Annotated in this window: 18 protein-coding genes, 5 tRNA genes, 1 riboswitch and 1 other annotated feature; of the genes, 18 read left to right on the forward strand and 5 right to left on the reverse strand. The window is 36.8% G+C overall.

The window, feature by feature from the left end:
* The first annotated feature begins 98 nt into the window (after nt 1-98).
* On the forward strand, nt 99-779 hold the full coding sequence (locus AC4HCY_RS11715) for a single-stranded DNA-binding protein (protein WP_255228572.1): 681 nt from the start codon (nt 99-101) through the stop codon (nt 777-779).
* 163 nt (nt 780-942) lie between these two features.
* On the forward strand, nt 943-1,815 hold the full coding sequence (locus tag AC4HCY_RS11720) for a YitT family protein (protein ID WP_323431413.1): 873 nt from the start codon (nt 943-945) through the stop codon (nt 1,813-1,815).
* Between the two features lie 23 nt (nt 1,816-1,838).
* On the opposite strand, the gene AC4HCY_RS11725 is transcribed toward AC4HCY_RS11720, so the two are convergent.
* The 5 genes from AC4HCY_RS11725 to AC4HCY_RS11745 all read right to left on the reverse strand — a co-directional run bounded on the left by AC4HCY_RS11725 (nt 1,839) and on the right by AC4HCY_RS11745 (nt 6,565).
* Nucleotides 1,839-3,044, reverse strand: a complete 1,206-nt coding sequence (locus tag AC4HCY_RS11725) for an aspartate kinase (protein ID WP_323431414.1) — start codon at nt 3,042-3,044, stop codon at nt 1,839-1,841.
* 12 nt (nt 3,045-3,056) lie between these two features.
* Nucleotides 3,057-3,770 (reverse strand): 2,3,4,5-tetrahydropyridine-2,6-dicarboxylate N-acetyltransferase, encoded by a 714-nt coding sequence (dapD, locus tag AC4HCY_RS11730; protein ID WP_323431466.1) that lies wholly within the window; start codon nt 3,768-3,770, stop codon nt 3,057-3,059.
* Nucleotides 3,770-4,534, reverse strand: a complete 765-nt coding sequence (gene dapB, locus AC4HCY_RS11735) for a 4-hydroxy-tetrahydrodipicolinate reductase (RefSeq protein WP_491094320.1) — start codon at nt 4,532-4,534, stop codon at nt 3,770-3,772. Before dapB ends, dapD begins: the two co-directional genes overlap by 1 nt.
* A 12-nt stretch (nt 4,535-4,546) precedes the next feature.
* A complete protein-coding gene (gene dapA / locus AC4HCY_RS11740) occupies nt 4,547-5,425 on the reverse strand; it encodes a 4-hydroxy-tetrahydrodipicolinate synthase (RefSeq protein ID WP_323431416.1) in 879 nt (292 codons plus the stop codon).
* A gap of 147 nt (nt 5,426-5,572) precedes the next feature.
* Nucleotides 5,573-6,565 carry an aspartate-semialdehyde dehydrogenase gene (locus tag AC4HCY_RS11745; RefSeq protein WP_323431417.1) on the reverse strand — a complete coding sequence of 331 codons (993 nt, stop codon included), beginning with the start codon at nt 6,563-6,565 and terminating at the stop codon, nt 5,573-5,575.
* A 138-nt stretch (nt 6,566-6,703) separates the two neighbouring features.
* Nucleotides 6,704-6,876: riboswitch (Lysine riboswitch) on the reverse strand.
* A gap of 163 nt (nt 6,877-7,039) precedes the next feature.
* Here AC4HCY_RS11745 and AC4HCY_RS11750 point away from each other — a divergent pair.
* The 16 genes from AC4HCY_RS11750 to AC4HCY_RS11825 all read left to right on the forward strand — a co-directional run bounded on the left by AC4HCY_RS11750 (nt 7,040) and on the right by AC4HCY_RS11825 (nt 19,882).
* Entirely contained in the window at nt 7,040-8,356 is a 1,317-nt protein-coding gene (locus tag AC4HCY_RS11750) for a hypothetical protein (protein ID WP_491094321.1), read from the forward strand.
* Between the two features lie 14 nt (nt 8,357-8,370).
* Entirely contained in the window at nt 8,371-9,111 is a 741-nt protein-coding gene (locus AC4HCY_RS11755) for a class I SAM-dependent DNA methyltransferase (RefSeq protein ID WP_323431419.1), read from the forward strand.
* A gap of 63 nt (nt 9,112-9,174) precedes the next feature.
* Nucleotides 9,175-10,056, forward strand: coding sequence for an Hsp33 family molecular chaperone HslO (hslO, locus tag AC4HCY_RS11760; RefSeq protein WP_491094322.1), 882 nt, complete (start codon nt 9,175-9,177; stop codon nt 10,054-10,056).
* An 86-nt stretch (nt 10,057-10,142) separates the two neighbouring features.
* Nucleotides 10,143-10,218: transfer RNA gene (locus AC4HCY_RS11765), tRNA-Val, on the forward strand.
* Nucleotides 10,219-10,224: 6 nt separating this feature from the next.
* Nucleotides 10,225-10,301, forward strand: a tRNA-Asp gene (locus AC4HCY_RS11770).
* 5 nt (nt 10,302-10,306) lie between these two features.
* Nucleotides 10,307-10,382, forward strand: a tRNA-Phe gene (locus AC4HCY_RS11775).
* A gap of 12 nt (nt 10,383-10,394) precedes the next feature.
* A tRNA-Gly gene (locus AC4HCY_RS11780) sits at nt 10,395-10,469 on the forward strand.
* Nucleotides 10,470-10,472: 3 nt separating this feature from the next.
* Nucleotides 10,473-10,546, forward strand: a tRNA-Cys gene (locus tag AC4HCY_RS11785).
* A 138-nt stretch (nt 10,547-10,684) separates the two neighbouring features.
* Nucleotides 10,685-11,437: a DUF6873 family GME fold protein gene (locus AC4HCY_RS11790; RefSeq protein ID WP_491094323.1), complete on the forward strand. Its 753-nt coding sequence runs from the start codon at nt 10,685-10,687 to the stop codon at nt 11,435-11,437.
* 82 nt (nt 11,438-11,519) lie between these two features.
* Nucleotides 11,520-12,428 (forward strand): putative sporulation protein YtxC, encoded by a 909-nt coding sequence (gene ytxC / locus AC4HCY_RS11795; RefSeq protein WP_323431422.1) that lies wholly within the window; start codon nt 11,520-11,522, stop codon nt 12,426-12,428.
* A gap of 67 nt (nt 12,429-12,495) precedes the next feature.
* On the forward strand, nt 12,496-13,098 hold the full coding sequence (locus tag AC4HCY_RS11800; protein WP_323431423.1) for a DUF445 domain-containing protein: 603 nt from the start codon (nt 12,496-12,498) through the stop codon (nt 13,096-13,098).
* Nucleotides 13,099-13,140: 42 nt separating this feature from the next.
* Nucleotides 13,141-13,338: a binding site (T-box leader), on the forward strand.
* Between the two features lie 54 nt (nt 13,339-13,392).
* A complete protein-coding gene (gene thrS / locus AC4HCY_RS11805; RefSeq protein ID WP_491094324.1) occupies nt 13,393-15,303 on the forward strand; it encodes a threonine--tRNA ligase in 1,911 nt (636 codons plus the stop codon).
* 205 nt (nt 15,304-15,508) lie between these two features.
* Nucleotides 15,509-17,146, forward strand: coding sequence for an ABC transporter substrate-binding protein (locus AC4HCY_RS11810; protein ID WP_323431425.1), 1,638 nt, complete (start codon nt 15,509-15,511; stop codon nt 17,144-17,146).
* A 22-nt stretch (nt 17,147-17,168) separates the two neighbouring features.
* On the forward strand, nt 17,169-17,762 hold the full coding sequence (locus AC4HCY_RS11815; RefSeq protein ID WP_323431426.1) for a DUF6305 family protein: 594 nt from the start codon (nt 17,169-17,171) through the stop codon (nt 17,760-17,762).
* 58 nt (nt 17,763-17,820) lie between these two features.
* Complete coding sequence (locus AC4HCY_RS11820) at nt 17,821-19,230, forward strand: sensor histidine kinase (RefSeq protein WP_491094325.1); 1,410 nt, start codon at nt 17,821-17,823, stop codon at nt 19,228-19,230.
* A 16-nt stretch (nt 19,231-19,246) separates the two neighbouring features.
* Nucleotides 19,247-19,882: a response regulator gene (locus tag AC4HCY_RS11825; RefSeq protein WP_323431428.1), complete on the forward strand. Its 636-nt coding sequence runs from the start codon at nt 19,247-19,249 to the stop codon at nt 19,880-19,882.
* Nucleotides 19,883-20,122: the final 240 nt, after the last annotated feature.

The following is a 20,122-nucleotide window of genomic DNA, read 5'->3' on the forward strand; positions in this document are numbered from 1 at the left end:
GTAATAAGAAATATATTCATAATATTTTAGGTGTGTGAATAATAATAGTGTAGATTATATTCGAAGAACACAAGAGCAAGGAAGGAGTGGGGGTCAAAATGGTTGATAAAGTTATATCCAATAATGTTGTTACAATTGTCGGGATTGTGAAAGAGAAACCGACATACAGCCATGAAATGTTTGGTGAGGATTTTTACAGTGTAAATTTGATTGTGCCTAGACTCAGTGATGTATCAGATGAATTGCCGGTTACGATATCTGAAAGGCTGATAATAGGTATGAATATCGAACAAGGCATCCAAATTATAGTAGAGGGTCAACTCAGGTCTTATAATAAGTTTATTGATGGAAACAATAAATTGATATTAACAATATTTGCGAGGAGTATAAGCCTATCGGATGAGGAGATAAAAAATCCAAATCAGATTTTCCTTGATGGTTACATATGTAAAAAACCTATCTATAGAACCACCCCCTTTGGAAGGGAAATAACTGATATGCTTATAGCAGTAAACCGCCCTTATAACAAATCCGATTATATTCCAAGCATAGCATGGGGCAGAAATGCAAGATACTCAGAGAAGCTTCAAGTCGGTGACAGGATAAGAGTATGGGGAAGGATACAAAGCAGAGAGTATCAAAAGAAGATTGCCGAAGAGGAAGTAGTGACAAGGACAGCCTATGAAGTGTCAATCTCTAAAATGGAGATAGTGGATAAAAATACATCTGAGATTAAATATTCTGATTCTGACACAAATTGCGACGAAATTGACGAATAGTTAAAAGGAACTTCAAGTTCCTTTTTTACATTTATAGGGAATTATCTGACCATGCTGGTCTTGTTTTATGCATAGATTGCATTTAGCTATTGTTGCTGCTATAAAATGTATATATAATGATATATAAGATAGCAATAATATGTATAGATTTGGAGGTACATAAATGAATTATATAGATAGACTATACAGCAGTAAGTTTAAATACCCGATAATGATGGTGCTTATACTTTTAGGGGGAGCCATAAGCGGCATCTCATTCAACGCTTTTATAATGCCGCATAAATTATTGAGCGGCGGAGTAAGCGGTATAGCGTTAATAATAAATTACTTAACCGGTATAAGCCCGGGATTGCTTATATTTGCTATTAATATACCTGTATTTCTTCTTGGATATAAATTTGTTGACAAGGAATTTATTATACTCAGTCTAATTGGGATGTCCTCATTTTCATTCTTCATAGATGCATTCAGTTTTCTAAGAGGTATGCATATTATTGATGATATAATGCTGTCCAGCATATATGGGGGAATACTGAATGGAATTGGCATGGGTATCGTATTTAGGAACAGGGCTTCCCAAGGAGGAATAGACATAATAGCTGTAATAATAAAAAAACATATGTCCATAAATATTGGAAGCACTTCTCTAACAATCAACTTTATTATAGTGACCATAGCTTCTTTTATATATGGGCTAAAGCCGGCGCTGTATACACTCATAACTATGTATATAGCTTCTCAGGTTCTTGATAAAGTGCAGCAGGGTTTTGATATAAGGAAACAAGTCATGATTATTTCTGATAAGGAAGATGAGGTTGTCAAAGAAATAATAAAGAGGCTTCATAGAGGTGTGACTTACCTGGATGGAGAAGGGGCCTTTACGGGAAACAAGAAGAGAGTGATATATTGTATTGTTACACTCAATCAGCTTGCCAAGCTGAAACAAATAGTAAGGGAAATCGATTCAAAAGCTTTTATGGCGGTCAGCAATACTGCAGAAGTATTAGGAAGAGGATTCAGTAAAAGGGGAGTCTAAAAAACGGCGTAAACGCCGTTTTTTTATAAATTATATTCTCGTGCAACTGCTTCTATGGCTTTTTGCTGATCTTCAGGGTTTATTACATATGATATTTTTATCTCTGAAGTAGTAATAATATGCACTGATATATCATTTTCAGCCAGAATATTAAACATTTTTGAAGCTACACCTGATTGACTTTTCATTCCTATACCTATCACTGTAAGTTTAGATATATTATCAAATGTATCATAGCTGAAAGTAAATATTTTTTCTTTATACTGTTCAAGAATATTAATCGCTTGTGGCAGATCTATTTTGGGAAGCGTAAATGAAATGCTGACAAGCTTATTGATTGGAGTTGTCTGGCTTATCATATCTATATTTATATCTAATTCTGCTATCTTAGCGAAAATATCTGCAATAATTTTTATATCATGCGGTACTCCGTTTAAAGTGATCATTGATTCGCTATTGTCTACAGCAAGACCTGTAATTGCTGTTTTCTCCATCGTTTCATCCAACTCCTTAATTATTGTTCCTTTAATATCTCCTGTATTTAAGGCTACTGTTAGAGGTACATTGTATATCTCAGCCAGCTCGATAGAGCGGGTGTGCAATACTCCGGCACCAGAACTGGCCAGCTCCAACATCTCATCATAGCTTATGGATTCCAGTTTTCGGGCTGAGGGGTACAATCTTGGATCAACGGTATATACACCATCCACATCGGTATATATTTCGCAGGGGCATTCAAGCTTAGCCGCGATTGCCACAGCAGTCGTGTCAGAACCGCCTCTTCCCAAGGTAGTTATTTCATTTTTTTCATTTACTCCTTGAAAACCCGCCACTATTATTACCTTCCCCTTATTGATTTCACTTAGAATAACTTCTTTATCGATCTCGGATATTCTAGATTTAGTATGATATCCTTCTGTTTTTATTCCTAATTGAGGCCCAGTGTAAGATACCGCCGCAATTCCAATATCATTAAGTGCAATAGAGAGGAGTGATATTGAGACCTGTTCTCCAGTTGACATAAGAACATCCATTTCTCTCTTTTTGGGTTTGCTGCTGACTTGATGTGCCATATCTATGAGATAATCTGTGGTTTTTCCCATTGCCGATACCACTACTACCAAATCAAATCCTTTTTTCCTGCATTCGCTGATCCTTTTTGCTACATTTCTTATCTTTTCAATGCTTTCTATTGAACTGCCACCGTATTTTTGTACTATTATCGGCATTTATATCACAACCTACTTCCTTAAATCATCTAGCAGTTTATTTTTATCTTTATCCAAATCTTCAATATTTTTTATTATCCTGGCAGGAATTCCGGCAACAACCCTACCTGCCGGTACATCCTTTGTAACAATAGAACCAGCGGCAACCACGGCGCCTTTTCCTACATTTATCCCTTCCAGGACCACAGCATTTGCACCTATCATAACATTATCTTCAATTACAACAGGTTTAGCACTGGGCGGTTCCAAAACTCCGGCTAATACGGCACCGGCTCCGATATGACAGTTATTGCCGACAGATGCTCTTGCTCCAAGCACGGCGTTCATATCTATCATAGTACCGCTTCCTATTTCTGCTCCAATATTTATTATTGCCCCCATCATTATTACTGCATTATTGCCGATAGATACCCTGTCTCTTATTAATGCTCCTGGCTCTATTCTGGCATTTATCTTTCTGGTGTCTAAAAGGGGTATTGCTGAGTTGCGCCTGTCATACTCAACAAGATACTTCTTGATCATATTTGAATGTTTCTCGATGAAACTCTCTAATTCCTCGTTCTCTCCGAAGAGTATCCAGAAACTGCCGGAGCCGAAGTGCTCTATACCCCCAAAATCAGCATCCTCTAATGAGCCGTCTATATAAGCTTTAACAGGGGTGCTTTTTTTTGAGTTTTTTATAAACTCAGCAATTTTATATGGGTTTGTCAAATCTATATCGTTCATCATGAGCACATCTCCTTAATCAAATCTTTCATGTTATAATATCCTGGCTTTTTATCTGCGATAAATTCAACGGCTTTGACAGCACCTTCCGCAAAAACCTTCCTGGAGAGTGCGGTATGCTTTATCTCGATTATCTCGTCCTTGCCTGCAAAAACTATTAAATGCTCTCCTGGAATGGTTCCCCCCCTGAGGGAATATATGCCCATTTCATTATGTTTCCTGGCTCCTTTTCCATATCGATCATATATGAATTCCAAGCCATTGTTCATGGTAGAGTTGATTTCCTTAGCTATCATTAGGGCTGTTCCGCTGGGTGCATCTTTTTTCTCATTATGGTGTTTTTCGATTATTTCAATGTCGAATTCTCCTTTTAAAGCCTTAGCAGCATTTTTACATAATTCAATTGTTACATTAACTCCATAAGACATATTAGCAGATTGAAACAATGCTATTTTTTCGGATGCTTGTCTTAAAACTTCGTGTTGGGATTGGGATAAGCCCGTAGTTGCTACTACTAAGGCTATCCCATTATCAACACAGTACTGAGTGACTTTATTGATGCCGTCGGCGTGGGAAAAGTCTAAAAGCAAATCTGTTTTTTCCTTTACCTCATCAATATCCTTGTAAGTCTTATAATAATTACTAAATTTGTCCGGATTAGTATCTATACCGGCTGTAATATGGATGTTTGGATTATCTGCCAGCATATCTGATATTACCTGGCCCATTTTACCGTTACAGCCGTTTAACAATATGTTTATCAAAACCTAACCTCCTTATATGAGACCATATGATGAAAGTTCTTTTTTTAGATAATCCAGATTCTTATCTGTCATGGAAGTCAGGGGAAGCCGCAATTCTCCGACCTCACGCCCTATAAGATTCATAGCGGTTTTTATTGGTATAGGATTGACCTCGCAAAACAAAGCATCATTTAATGGTTTAATTTTTAATTGAAGTTCCATCGCTTGCTTTACATTGCCTTCAAGATAATTTATTACCATATCATGCATTTCTCTCGGCGCTATGTTAGCCACAACAGATATAACCCCTATTCCGCCAACAGAAAGCAGTGGAACTACCTGGTCATCATTGCCTGAATACATTGCAAAGCTTTCACTGCAAAATCTGCCGATTTCTACGACCTGGCTTATGTTTCCGCTAGCTTCCTTAACTCCTGCTATGTTCTTATGAGCAGATAGTTTCCTTAAAGTATCGGGCAGAATATTAAGTCCGGTCCTTCCGGGAACATTGTATATTATTATAGGGATATTCACTGCGTCAGCTATTGCTGTATAATGCTCCAGTAAGCCTTTTTGAGTCGTTTTATTATAGTAGGGAGTCACACATAAAAGGCCGTCACATCCAACGCTTTCTGCATATTGAGAGAGCTCTATGCTGTGATGTGTAGAATTGCTGCCGGTTCCTGCAATAACAGGTATTCTGTTTGCTACTTTCTTTACAGTGTAGCTGAATGCAGCCTTTTTTTCCTCATCCGTCATGGTTGACGCTTCACCGGTAGTGCCGCATATAATGATTGCATCAGTACCGTTGCTAATATGCCATTCCAGTAATTCACCCAGTTTATCAAAATTAATTCCATCTTTTGTGAAAGGAGTTACAATAGCAACTCCGGAACCTTTAAATAACGCCATCTCAGAACCTCCTGATTATTATTTTTTATAATGCATAGGAAAGTATAAATTTTCTTAATCTACACTTTCTGTTAAATGTATTTCAAGAAAAGCTTCCTTGATCGTTAAAATGCTTCCAATGGAAGCCTTTCTTAATTTATAGTCGATTTAAATGTTCTTTATTAATGATTCTGCGATCTGGACTGCATTTGTGGCTGCACCTTTTCTGATGTTATCAGCAACAATCCATATATTTATGCCGCAATCCACGGACTCATCTCTTCTGATCCTTCCAACGAATACCTCATCATTGCCGTTTGCCAGAGAAGCAAGGGGATATAAATTTTTTTCAGGGTTATCAATTAAAACTACACCGGGGGAGTCCTTTAAAGTATTTTTTAAATCTGCCAAATCAAAGTCATTATAAAATTCTACATTTACGGATTCTGAGTGGCAGTTTGATACAGGCACCCTAACTGTTGTAGCAGTTATTCTTAAATTGTAGTCATCAAATATTTTTCTTGTTTCTTCGATCATTTTCATTTCTTCTTTTGTATAGCCATTTTCTCCAAAAACATCTATATGAGGCAAGCAATTGTTTGCTATTGGATGAGGATAAAAAGAATTTGGTTTATTGGCCAAACTGTTTTTCAAATCATCGATGCCTTTTACACCGGAGCCGGATACTGCTTGGTAAGTGGAATATACTATGCGCTTTATTTTATATTTATCATGCAGCGGTTTTAATGCAACAACAGCCTGAATTGTAGAGCAATTCGGATTGGCAATAATCCCCTTATGCTTCATAATTTCAGATTCATTCACTTCAGGAACAACAAGAGGTACATCCTTATCCATCCTAAAGGCACTGCTGTTGTCAATAACTACTACTCCCTTGGATGCAGCAATGGGTGCGTACTTGGTACTGGTTGAACCGCCGGCTGAGAACAATGCTATATCTATATTCCTGTCAAAAGAGGCATTGTTTAATTCCTCAACAATATAGCTTTTTCCTTTAAACTCCATCGAAGTTCCTGCAGATTTAGCTGAGGAGAATAGGTAAAGATTGTTTATTGGGAAATTCCTCTCTTCAAGAACTTTTAAAATTGTTCTGCCAACCATACCCGTGGCTCCTACGACTGCGATGTTATAATTTTTCATTAAATAACCTCCCATAGTACAATTCAATTAATTATATGATATTTATAATATATTTACTATTATATAAATAAAAAAGTCAGCTTGAAAGCTGACATGAAAAATGCAAAAAAATACATAATAAAATGTATAATAACATCATTCATGGATAGCTCTCCATCTATAAGATGACAGTCCATACATTCTTAATGCATGGACCAGGCTAGAAAAACAGTGTCTTTTTCTACCTTCGGCGCTCTTACCTTTCAACAACACTCATCGGACGACACTGCCTTGTGCTGTTTATTAATTAAAAGCGCACCTCTATCTCGTGAACTAAAGCTTATGATTAATTTTTATTATATTACCACGTATAAATTCACATGTCAACATTATATGCTTCTATTCATATTAATTCTTATGGTCAATTGTAAATTATTGATTATTATTGTAAAATCAAATATAGTAAAAACTTATTTATATGGAGGGGGGAGAATTTTGAGAGTAAAGCCTATCATTATGATATTCATATTATTCACCATAGTATTTTTTGTGCCATTCTCAGTCGCATCAGCAGAAAATGGACAAAATGTTTGGGATGGATACGATTTAGAGGTGTTGAACACCTATGATTCACAGTTGGTAGGGCAGAACTCAACTATTGAAATTATTGAGGACAAGCTGATTTATAATGGCGAATATATTGTTAAGAATAAGACTGATAAGACTATAGAAGTTATATTGGGATTGCCTTCGAATAATTTAGAAAATATTCAGATAACAGATAGAGGCAGTTCGATTAAGCATTATAATAGAAGCGGGAGTTATATTGAAGATAAATATCCTTCAGAATCATTACCGAAGGCAGCAAAATGGCATACAATCAGCTTATGGTTAAAGGGCGGAGAAACAAGAAACCTCAATATCAGATATGAAGCTAAACTTATTAATGACAGCAAAGGGGTGTACAGCATCAGGTATAACAGAAATAAAAACCTGATGGATTCCGAGGCTTCAACGATTGCGTTATCTTTGAGGGATTTTTTTCCGTATAATATTTTGGACAGTACCGGCATTATTTCAGACAAAGCGATATTTGGCAGCAACAATCATCTATTGATGGAGATGAATAAGGACAGTGAAATACTTGGCTTAGATTATGAATTGCTGGATAAACTATCTATAGACAGATTGGATTTCGGCTCTGATAAAAAATTAAAAAATATTGCAGCTTCATTTAGAAAAAAAGAATATGACACAGTGAATACTTTATGTGATGAATATATTAAAAACCCAGGAGATCCTGCTTTTAGTACAGTCCAAATCCAATATGTAAAAGCGGAAGCATATAGAAAGCAAGCAAATTTTGAAAAATATTTTGAGTTCTTAAAAGGTTTGGATTTTGAAAAACTATATCCAAATAGATTGAAATATAAGATTTTATACGATGCAGATAGGATATTGCAGGGAAAGGTCCAGGATGCTCAGCTGCTTGCAATAATGAAATCGCTTCAGGCTCAAGCGTATACCGATAATGAATATATAGGCAAGTGGATGCAGGGTGACGGCAACAGTTATGAGGATGATGGGAGTATCACAAATAGAGGCGACTCAAGTCCTAATAAGGTTAAGGAAGACAGCGTAGTTGCAAAAACTATTAAGCATCTGAAGTTAGAGAATATTATTTATAAAATTAAGGCATTTAAATATACTTCGCTTATTGTGATAGTTGCCGCTTTTTTGCTGGGATATTTTTTTGGAAGAAGAAAGAGAAAACGCAAAAGTACCGTTTCTTATTATACATTTAAAAGATAAGGAAGAATTCAGAAATGACTCAATATGAAGGTTTCGCTAATATTTATGACATCTTGATGGATGATGTGGACTATGAAAAATGGGTTAGCTATGTGATGAATATTTTTAAATATATTAATGTACAGCCTAAAAGTGTGCTGGATCTGGCATGCGGCACCGGAAACATAACTATACCAATGGCAAAACTGGGCTATGATATTTGGGGAATCGATATATCAGAACAGATGTTATCGGTCGCTGAGAACAAATCAAGAATGCAGGGCGAAAAGATTAAATTTATCAAGCAAGATATAAAAAATTTGAACCTGACTGGAAGTTTTGATGCTATTATATGCGCCTGTGACGGTATTAATTATGTCCTTGAAGAAGATGAGCTGCTAAGCACTTTTCAAAGAGCTTATCAGCTTCTGAATGGCGGAGGAATATTTATATTTGACATCAGCAGCTATTATAAATTAAGTCGCATCATAGGCAACAATACTTTTGTTGAAGAAAAAGACGGGATATTTTACTCATGGGAAAACGAATTTGATGCAGCATCTTCTACTTTAACTATGGTATTGAATTTTTTTATTCCTGAAGACAAACTATATAATAGAATAGAAGAAGTGCATGTTCAAAGGGCTTATAAGAATAAAGAGGTTTGCGATAATTTATTCAAATGCGGATTTAATGTTTTGGAGACTCTGGATGAATTTACTTTTTTTAAAGCCCATGAAGAGAGTGAAAGGGTGTTTTTTATATCAAAAAAATAAAGATACCCGGCTTGGCTGTAATATTAGTTAAAGACGTAAAAATAATAATATATGGGAGGAAAAATGAAAGATATTATACTAAGAGGAACTAGTAATGATGGCAGCATAAGATTTTGGGCATGTACAACGATAAATATTGTTGAAGAAGCCAGGCTGATACATAATACCTATCCTGTAACAACTGCGGCTCTCGGGAGAATGTTGACTGCAGGCAGCATGATGGGAACTATGGTAAAGTCAGAAAATGATAAAATAACTTTACAAATAAACGGAAAGGGCCCTGCAGGCAATATTATTGTAGTGTCCGATAAAACAGGAGATGTAAGGGGTTATATAGGAAATCCCTTTGTAGATCTGCCGTTGAATGAAGTCGGAAAGCTTGATGTAGGGGGCGCTATAGGTAAAAACGGATTATTTACTGTGATCAAGGATTTAGGATTAAAGGAGCCTTATGTGGGGCAAGTACCGATTGTAAACGGTGAAATAGCAGAAGATGTGGCTTCTTACTTTGCAACTTCGGAACAGGTTCCGACTGCCGTGGCATTAGGAGTAAGGGTTGCAAGAGATGGTAAAGTTGATTCTGCTGGAGGCTTCATTGTTCAGGTAATGCCTGGCGCTGCAGAGGATATTATTGAGTTAATAGAGCAAAATGCTAAAAATATTAAATCTGTTACTGAGGTTATACCCCTAAATGGGGCCCAGGGACTAATCAAAGAGATAATGAAAGGTGTCGAATACAGAATACATGAAACACGAGAAGTTAGCTATAGATGCAATTGCAATAGGAACAGATTGGAAAAAGCATTGATCAGCATAGGTAAAAAAGATATCAGCGAAATAATTGCAGAACAGGGCAAAGCAGAATTGATATGCCATTTTTGCAACAAAAAGTATTTATTCAATAAGGAAGAACTGCAAGATATTTTGAAAAAGGCCACACAATGATATAGTTATTTTGATGAATTTTTCATTTTTTCACCTTGACTTTGAACTCTCTATGATGTATACTAAATCTTGTCGTCAGACATGATGGGCGCATAGCTCAGCTGGGAGAGCATCTGCCTTACAAGCAGAGGGTCATAGGTTCGAGCCCTATTGTGCCCACCATCAAATGGCCCAGTAGTTCAGTTGGTTAGAATGCCAGCCTGTCACGCTGGAGGTCGACGGTTCGAGCCCGTTCTGGGTCGCCATTAGAGCCTTGGTAGCTCAGTCGGTAGAGCAGAGGACTGAAAATCCTCGTGTCGGTGGTTCGATTCCGCCCCAAGGCACCATTTTTAGCATATGCGGGTGTAACTCAGTGGTAGAGTGTCACCTTGCCAAGGTGAAAGTCGCGAGTTCGAATCTCGTCACCCGCTCCATTAGGCGACATAGCCAAGTGGTAAGGCAGAGGACTGCAAATCCTTTACCCCCGGTTCAAATCCGGGTGTCGCCTCCAAAAATATATTTGCAGCAAGTAAAATGCTTCTTATGGAAGCGTTTTTTTGTTTTTCAATATAAATATGATTTTACTGTAATCGTTATCAGTTATGATAACAGAACTGCTAAAATATAAAATCAATATATGGAGATCAGTATGGAAAAGTATCTTAAAACGCCAAATACACCCGAATATAATATAAAGACAGTTCTGTTGGATTATAGAGCCGATGACGAGATCATATCCTCATTGTCAAGGCTGGGGATCGAGGCTATAAGGACAGATTGCTGCAATGAACTATATGAGGCAATAAACGGGCACCCTGACATGCTTGTCCATCATATAGGGGACAACGCCATGGTCATTGCACCGAATATATATGATAAGCTTGCACCAAAGCTTTTAAAAAAAGGATTTGCATTGACAAAAGGTGCTGCATGGCTTCAAAGAAACTATCCCCAAAACATAGCATATAATGTATTAAGAATAGGGAAATTGGCTTTCCACAATACAAGATATACGGATGTACAAATAAGAAATTTTTATGAAAAATTGGATATAAAGTTAGTTCATGTGAAGCAAGGATATACAAAATGCTCGGTATGTGTTATCGATGAATTCTCTGCAATTACACATGATCATGGAGTTGCACGAGTTATGGAGAATTACGGGATCGATGTTTTAGTTATAAATCCCGGAGATATTGATATTATCGGGCTTGACTATGGATTTATAGGCGGCGCGTCAGGCCTCATATCAAAAAAATGCATTGCAGTTTCCGGAACGATAAAAGGAATAAAAGATTTTAATAAAATTATGGAGTTTATAGCTTTAAAAGGCATTGATATCAAAATACTCAGCAGCAAGAAAATCATGGACATTGGCTCTATAATGCCTATAAGCTATTGATTTTTAAGGGCTTTAAGCTTATATGATAATTGAATAATTGTTACTGTAACACAAATAATACTTACAGGAAGGAGTTGAGCAGATGTACTTAACAACAATTGCCGTTAAAAATAATGATGAAAAGATAAAAAATCATATATATTCAGAGCTGGAATCCATTAAGAGAGAAGATATGAATATAACGCATGAAGAATATATAGCCGGAGATACGGTCTTCATAAGATGCGGATTGAAAGAAGGATTTATGGCAAAGCTTAAAGAGCCCAGGTCCTGTGAAGACCTTAAGTATTTGCTGGCTGAAATTTTATGTGATGTTATTATAAATAATTATGAATCAAAGATATTAAAAAAGATAATAAAAGAATATTATCTATATCTGAGCGAATACGAAAGGAATCAAATATATGAATCTTCCATCAAGATTCTTGAGGCCGAAGACAGATGTAAAGAAGGATTTTATGGACAAACGAGGCGAACAAGAATTATAAGAAAGATATTAAATTATCTTAATGCAGAGAATATAATAATAATTGACGGATTTGTCAATTTCAGATTAAATGATTATATTAAAGATTTAAGCAGTATTGTGGAGAAAGCAGTAGAGAGTTATATTACTGAGAGAGAGTATAATGAATTTATAAAGCTGCTCAGATATTTTGTAGAAATACAAGAATGCAAGATCAGCACGGTTCATGTAATGCCTTCAGAAAATAGAGGTTATATCCTTATGGATAGCGAAAAAAAACTCATTGATTATGACTGCTTTGAAGAACTGAGCTTAGAACTCAGCGACAGCGACATAAGTGTTGATGATCTCCTCATCAGCACTCTTATAACAATTGCACCCAACAGAGTAGTTATTCATAATTGCGAGGGCTTTAAAAACAAGGAGCTGTTCAGGACAATAAGCAATGTATTTTATGATAGAATAGACAGCTGTAAAGGATGCGACTTGTGCAGTATGTTTAAAACAAACAAAGAATTAAATTAATGTATTATGTAACCTGTTTATGTTATAATCAATAGTATTAAACTATTGATGTAAACGGGTGAAGAAAATGATCTATAAAATCTTATTTTCTGTGTTTATCGGCGGAGCTATCGGTTGGGTAACCAATGTATTAGCAATAAAGATGTTGTTCAGACCTTTAAACCCTATAAATATACCGATATTAGGCATAGAAATACAAGGCTTGCTGCCTAAGCGCAGGTCTGAGATGGCGGCTAGCATAGGGCAGACGGTGGAGCTGGAACTGATAAACTTTAAGGAAATATTTGAAAAGCTTGTAAACGACAATAATACCGATAGGATTATTATAATAGTTAAGGATAAAATTTCTAGAAACATTTATGAAAAGATGCCTTCTTTAGTTCCTCAAATAATAAAAAATGCAGTTCTTCAATATATAGAAGAACAGATAGATCGAGAAGCTCCAAATATTATGGCGGGTTTAATCAATGAAATATATGAAAAGGCTTCTAGTGAAATTAAAATTGGCGAAATGATCGAGGAAAAAATAAACGCATTCGATCTGATAAAGATTGAAGAAATTACATTAAAAATTGCTCAAAGAGAGTTGAAGCATATTGAAGTATTAGGAGGAGTTTTAGGAGCAATAATAGGTTTATTGCAAGGAATATTATTATTTATATTTATTTAGTATTGACATATTAAAACAATGGCATTAAAATTATATCAATAATTAAATGCATTGAAGAGGACAAGTAAAACAATTGCTGCCATTAGAGAAGAAATGTCATAGGCTGAAAGCATTTCTTGGCAAGAATGTTTGAATACCACCTTGGAGCAGAGAGCTGAAATCAGTAGGCTTATCCGATGATCACGTTATAATCTATGAGTTGCAATTAGGGTGGAACCGCGGTTTTCTCTCGCCCCTTAGGGGACGAGAGTTTTTGTTTTTTTGTAAATCAATAGTAAAACAGGAGGGAAAGTTATGATAAAGATTACTTTAAAGGACGGTTCAGTAAGAGAATATGAAAAGGGAATCAAGGTTCTAGACATTGTTGCTTCAATAGGAAGCGGACTTCTTAAAGCTGCGCTTGCGGCAAAGGTCAACGGTGAAGTGGTTGAGCTTAGCAAACCGGTAGAACAAGACTCTGCATTGGAGGTTTTGACTTTTGATGATGAGGATGGAAGGCTTCCCCTGAGACACACTTCTTCTCACGTGTTGGCACAGGCAGTAAAAAGACTATATCCGGATGTAAAGCTTGCAATAGGGCCTGCCATAGACAACGGCTTCTATTATGATTTTGATTCGGAGAAAACATTTACCGAAGCAGAACTGGAACTCATCGAAAAAGAAATGGCAAACATAGTCAAGGAAGACTATAAGCTGGAGAGATTTGAACTCCCTCGGGAAGAAGCTATAAAGCTTATGGAAGAGAAAGGCGAAAACTACAAGGTAGAATTGATCAAGGATTTGCCGGAGGATGAAATTATTTCATTCTATAAGCAAGGCGAATTTGTAGATCTTTGCGCAGGGCCTCATGTTCCGTCAACAGGCAAAATAAAGGCCTTTAAGCTGTTGAGTGTTGCAGGTGCATATTGGCGCGGAAGCGAGAAAAATAAAATGCTTCAAAGGATATATGGAACTTCTTTCGTTAAGAAGAGCCAGCTTGATGAACACCTTAATATGCTTGAAGAGGCAAAGAGGAGAGATCACAGGAAGTTAGGCAAGGAGTTGGATTTGTTCAGCATCCTGGAAGAAGGCCCTGGATTCCCATTCTTCCATCCAAAGGGAATGGTAATAAGAAATGTACTGGAGGATTTCTGGAGGAAAGAGCATAAGAAAAACGGATATGAGGAAATCAAAACTCCTATAATATTGAGCGAAGAGCTATGGCACAGATCAGGCCATTGGGATCATTACAAGGAAAACATGTACTTTACAAAAATAGATGAAGGAGATTATGCAGTAAAGCCCATGAACTGCCCAGGAGGACTTTTGATGTACAAAAGAGACCTTCACAGCTACAGAGAACTGCCCATAAGAATGGGTGAGCTGGGACTGGTTCACAGGCATGAGCTTTCGGGAGCCCTTCACGGCTTGATGAGGGTAAGGTGCTTTACTCAGGATGATGCACATATTTTCATGATGCCCTCGCAGATAAAGGATGAAATATTGGGAGTTATCAAAATGGTGGATCAATTCTACAGCTTGTTTGGCTTTAAATATTTCGTTGAGCTGTCAACAAGGCCTGAGAACTCCATGGGATCTGATGAAGATTGGGAAGCAGCTACAAATGCTTTGAAGGATGCTTTGGACTCCATAGGACGGCAGTATAAGATAAATGAAGGAGACGGCGCATTCTATGGGCCAAAAATTGATTTTCATCTTCAGGACTGCATCGGCCGTACTTGGCAGTGCGGTACAATTCAATTGGATTTCCAGATGCCGGAGAGATTTGATATCACTTATGTAGGAGCAGATGGAGAGAAGCACAGGCCAGTTATGATTCACAGAGTAATATTCGGCAGCATAGAAAGATTCATTGCCATATTGACTGAGCATTTTGCAGGAGCATTCCCGGTCTGGATAGCACCTACTCAAGTGACCGTGATACCTGTATCTGAAAGGCAGTATGACTATGCAAAGGAAATTGCAGGAAGATTAAATGAATTGGATATAAGGGTTGAATCGGACCTTAGGAGTGAGAAGGTGGGATATAAGATCAGAGAAGCTCAGCTTAAAAAGGTGCCTTATATGCTGATTTTAGGAGATAAGGAAGTAGAAGGCGGCAGTGTTTCCGTGAGGGACAGGAAAGAAGGAGACAAAGGTGCGATGAAGCTTCAAGATTTCATATCTCATATACAAAATGAAATAGCCGGTAAGATAAACAAATAGATATGAGTTAAAATTTTTAGCTGCATTTATAAGCAAGTAGGACATGAAAATGTTTTACTTGCTTATTTTATGTCGAAGCAGTAATAATATAAAGAATATTTTGATTTTTACATACTTTTAGGCTAAAATCATATTACAGACATTTCTAAGGAGCTAATAACTTATTGAAGGATAACAGGTAAGATTTTTTACGGGGGGTGAAGATTTGGATAGAGATAACAACTCATCTCTAATGCTTCCTGCATCTATTGCTATTATTATAGCAGTCATATTTGCATTATTTAACTATGCACCCGTAAAAAAAGCTCCGATTGTGAATACAGCAGGCAGTACAAATAATACAAATCAAAGGTTGATCATTGGACGTGCCAATGATTCAGTGACCTTGGATCCTGCAAGCACAACAGAAATGAATTCCTTTAAGGTAACAGTAAATATATTTGAGACTTTGGTAAAATATGAAAAGAATGAAGGCAGGATCATACCATGTCTCGCTGAGAGCTGGAATTCCAGTGAAGATGGATTGACCTGGGTATTTAAGCTGCGCGAGGGAATACGTTTTCATGATGGAACTGATTTCAATGCCAGTGCTGTTTGCTTTAACTTTCATAGATGGATGGATAAAGATAATCCCTATCATAACGGTAAATTCAGTTATTGGAATACAGTTTTTGGCGGTTTCCCCGGATTTGTAGATAGTGTAAAAGCACTTTCAAATCATTCGTTAGAAATAAAGCTTAACAAACCATATGCACCATTTTTAAATGCATTGGCCATGCCGGCATTTGGAATAGCCGGCCCTGAGGCTATAAAGGAGCATAATGAGGATTTATTCAAACATCCGGTTGGTACAGGCCCTTTCCTTTTAAAAAGCTGGGAGCACAATAAGAGTATCATTCTTGAAAGAAATGATAAGTATTGGAACGGAAGGGCTAAAGTTAAAGAAATAGAGTTCAGGATTATTCCGGGAAACAAAGACAGATTGGAGGAACTGAAGCAGGGTTCAATCCACATTGCGGATTATCTGAGTCCGGTTGATATCGCAGAAGTCAAATACGATCCAAATTTGCATTTATACTTGAGGCCCAGCTTCAATGTAGGCTATATAGCGATGAACAATGAAAGATTTCCTTTTAATAAGCGAGATGTAAGAGTTGCCATCAATCATGCAATAGACAAGGAAAAGCTTGTTAACGATGTATTTGATAATTTTGCTAAACCGGCAGCAACCTATATTCCACCTTCTCTTTGGGGCTACAATAACAATTTGAAGACTTACGAATATGACCCGGATAAATCCCGAAAGCTTATGCAGGAGGCAGGGTTTCCTAACGGTTTCAAAACCACATTATGGGTGATGGATGCGGCCCGTGACTACTTCCCAAAGCCTTTGCAAGTAGCAGAGTTTGTAAAGGAAAGTTTGAAGCAAGTCGGCATCTACGCAGAAATAAAAGTGTTTAACTGGGATGAATACTTGACAAGGATACGCAACGGAGAACATGAAATTGCACTTATCGGTTGGACAGGCGATTATGCCGATCCGGATAATTTCTTATATACTATGTTTGCATCGGAGAATGCAAAGCCGGGATTTGCCGCTAATTACTCTTTATATAAAAGCAAAGAAGCTGATCAATTGTTAATACAGGCAAGAGAAACCACAAATATGGTTTTTAGAAGGAGCCTATATAGAAGCTTACAGGAAATAGTGAATTATGAAGCTCCTTCAGTTCCTTTGGTACACACTATGCCAGTGATGGCATCACGATTGTCGGTTAGGGGATATGTACCCAGCATGACAGGTATAGAGTCATTAGAGAATGTCGAGCTTGCTTCAGAATAGTGAAAAGGTTGGAGTTTAGGAAATGAAAAGAAAGTTTCTTCGGGTTGTGTTATTCGCCGCACTTTTTGCATCAATAATCATAAATATGCCATTGAAAGATAAAAATAATACAAAAATATTCACACTTCCAGGTCTGCCTCGTCCGATAGCAAAGACTCCCATTGCTATTATTTCTGCAGGACAAAGCACGGACTCATACATAATTCACGACATATCAAATCAATTAATGCTTCGAAGCTTTTTTATGCCTCAGGCTAGAGACACAGATTTAAAAGAGGTTAATACGATAGTATTTGTTATAGGATATAGCTCGTTAGGCATGAAGCTTCAGAATATAAGCTATGAAGAAGAAATAGAGCGTATTGATAAACTTCTGGAGAAGGCAAAAAATGAAGATTTAAAAGTTCTTACCATAGTAATGGGCGGAGGGCAGCTCGACAACAGAACTGAACAGATGATAAGGCTTATAGGTTCCGGAACAGATTATTTCATAGGCTTGCGCAAATCAGGCGAGGAGAGCATTTTGATTGAGCTTACAAAAGATGAAGATATCCCGTTGACTCTGGTTGACAAGGTAAATGATATCATAGAACCCTTTGCTTCTGTCTTCCGGTAATCAACAATTATTCCCTATAAAAAGCGACCTATAAAAAGCGAATGGAAGTGGTAGTATTATGATAAATAGCGGAATAAAGGTCAGTGAGATTAAGCATGCCAGGCTATTCCTGACTGCGGGTTTTTTACTTATTTGCCTCGGCTTACTTTTCCCTGTCTATACAGAGCAAGTCTGGTTTAATATAATCATAAAGATACGGGATGCCATCAATACAGGAGACAGCGGTCATCTCATCCTTGGATCGGCTAAAGCTAATTTTCTGAATGCAATCCAAAGCACATTTATTTTTATGGGAATCATGCTGGTAATATTTCATTCAAAACTCAGATACTGCTTAACCGCTTTTGATAAATTTCTTGTATCCTCGATTGCCGTTATTGTTTTACATTGGATGGATTCTCTAATATTCGAAATATCCTGGGAACCTGTGTCAACAATAATGGCTCTTTTTATAATATTAATGCTTTTTGAGAAATTATTTGGAGAAACAAATAGTTTCATCCAGGTTTTTATAGTTTCTATACAGTTTTTTTTTGCTTTCAACTGGTTAAATATTATGCCTTTTTTTTCAATATATCTTTTTGGACAAAGCGATATTCCTTATAGCATCAAGATAACAGGCATATACCTGAATGCTGCTGCAGTCTTGAATTTTTCCGGATTTGCATTTTTTCTGCCCTTTATCATATCCGCTTTTATAACTGCTACTCTCTTTATTATCAGCTCAAAGAATATACGCATTATGAGGGAAAATTACGAAAAAGAAAGCGAAATTAGAAATATGAGAGCCAAGGCTTTAGAAAACCGGGTATATAAAGAGGTGAAGTCTTTAGTGCATGATTTAAAGACGCCATTGGTAACGATCAGAGGCTTGAACTCTCTAATACTTTCGAAAAGCAGTAGCGTAAAGCTGAAAGAGTACAGCGAACGCATTGAAAGTTCGGTAACAAAGATGAGTGAAATGATATCCAGTTTTCTTTATGAGGATTCCCGCCAGAGATTGAAGACTGAAGAACTGATAAGTTATATAAGAGCACAGCTGCCTTTAGAGGACGAAGAAATAAGATTTACAATCAGTGTTGACGATGAGCTTTCAGATGTATATATAAATAAGATTTTGATTGCCAGAGCAGTTATTAATATATTGGAAAATGCAATTTTCGTACCATGCAAGCATCCCTATAAAATAATAAACATGGACGTAAAGCAAGCGGAAGAAGGAATTAATATAAGCATTCAAGATAACGGTATAGGCATAAAGGAGTCAGAGCTTGATCGGGTATGGGAGATAGGCTACTCGACAAACGATACTTCAGGCTTAGGCCTCCCGTTTGCCAAAAGTATCTTTGAGGACAATGGGGGAAGAATAGAAATTCATAGTCAGGTGGACATAGGAACAACAGTTGCTATCTTCCTGCCTTCCTTTAAATTTTACGAAAGGTCGGCATACAAGCCTATGAATATTTAGAATTGAGGTGATTTTGTTGAAAAGAGAAAATGTGCCTAGAGTCTTAATAATAGACGATGAAGCTGATATTCTTTATACTCTGAAAGAAATATGTATATATGGGGGGTGGGACGCTGTTACGGCATCAGGCGGCAGGAAAGGGTATAAACTGTATAAAATATATAAGCCTAATCTGGTTATAGTGGATTATCATATGGCTGACTGGGATGGACTGACTACGGTAAAGAAAATCCGTGAAACGGACAACGCAGTATCAATCCTGATACTGACTGTTGATGAAAATCAGGAGACATCAGAAAGATTAATTGCTGCAGGTGCAACCGATTTTGCCATAAAACCGATTAAATCCCCTGATTTGATTTCAAGGATAAAAATAAATCTTAGAATTAATGAAATACAAAAACAACTTACTAAAGAAGTGCATCAGATATATATTGACAAAGGAATAAGCCCTGCCACATTAAATATTATATATGATTACTTCAAAGAGCAGGATAGAGGGCTTACAATTGATGATATAACCAGCGGCCTTAACCTGGCATATCAGACTGTACACAGATATATATCATATATGATTGAGGAAAAAAAGATTGAGATTGTTCCCATCTATGGACAAATAGGCAGGCCTAAGAATAAATACAATCTACTATAAATTAAATTATGGAGCTGCTGCAGGATGCAGATGTGTTAAGAATGTGTCCTTCGACAGCTCCATTCTGATTTTTTATATCTATCAATAAGAAACTCTTCTTCAAACCTCCATTTTATTGAACGAGACTTCATTCAGTGTTAAAAGCATATGTTTTACTTCCAAAAACTTCAGAGAAATATGTTATAAAAATAGGAATACACTGATAATTAACGAAATTACAAATATATATTAATGAATGAA

The sequence above is a fragment of the Lutispora sp. QWL-02 genome, assembly GCF_058315355.1.

Bases quoted from the DNA above. Each gene is read 5' to 3' on its own strand.
- AC4HCY_RS11715 (WP_255228572.1), top strand. From the start codon at position 99: ATGGTTGATAAAGTTATATCCAATAATGTTGTTACAATTGTCGGGATT.
- AC4HCY_RS11720 (WP_323431413.1), top strand. From the start codon at position 943: ATGAATTATATAGATAGACTATACAGCAGTAAGTTTAAATACCCGATA.
- AC4HCY_RS11725 (WP_323431414.1), bottom strand. From the start codon at position 3,044: ATGCCGATAATAGTACAAAAATACGGTGGCAGTTCAATAGAAAGCATT.
- dapD (WP_323431466.1), bottom strand. From the start codon at position 3,770: ATGAACGATATAGATTTGACAAACCCATATAAAATTGCTGAGTTTATA.
- dapA (WP_323431416.1), bottom strand. From the start codon at position 5,425: ATGGCGTTATTTAAAGGTTCCGGAGTTGCTATTGTAACTCCTTTCACA.
- AC4HCY_RS11745 (WP_323431417.1), bottom strand. From the start codon at position 6,565: ATGAAAAATTATAACATCGCAGTCGTAGGAGCCACGGGTATGGTTGGC.
- AC4HCY_RS11755 (WP_323431419.1), top strand. From the start codon at position 8,371: ATGACTCAATATGAAGGTTTCGCTAATATTTATGACATCTTGATGGAT.
- hslO (WP_491094322.1), top strand. From the start codon at position 9,175: ATGAAAGATATTATACTAAGAGGAACTAGTAATGATGGCAGCATAAGA.
- AC4HCY_RS11790 (WP_491094323.1), top strand. From the start codon at position 10,685: ATGGAAAAGTATCTTAAAACGCCAAATACACCCGAATATAATATAAAG.
- ytxC (WP_323431422.1), top strand. From the start codon at position 11,520: ATGTACTTAACAACAATTGCCGTTAAAAATAATGATGAAAAGATAAAA.
- AC4HCY_RS11800 (WP_323431423.1), top strand. From the start codon at position 12,496: ATGATCTATAAAATCTTATTTTCTGTGTTTATCGGCGGAGCTATCGGT.
- thrS (WP_491094324.1), top strand. From the start codon at position 13,393: ATGATAAAGATTACTTTAAAGGACGGTTCAGTAAGAGAATATGAAAAG.
- AC4HCY_RS11815 (WP_323431426.1), top strand. From the start codon at position 17,169: ATGAAAAGAAAGTTTCTTCGGGTTGTGTTATTCGCCGCACTTTTTGCA.
- AC4HCY_RS11820 (WP_491094325.1), top strand. From the start codon at position 17,821: ATGATAAATAGCGGAATAAAGGTCAGTGAGATTAAGCATGCCAGGCTA.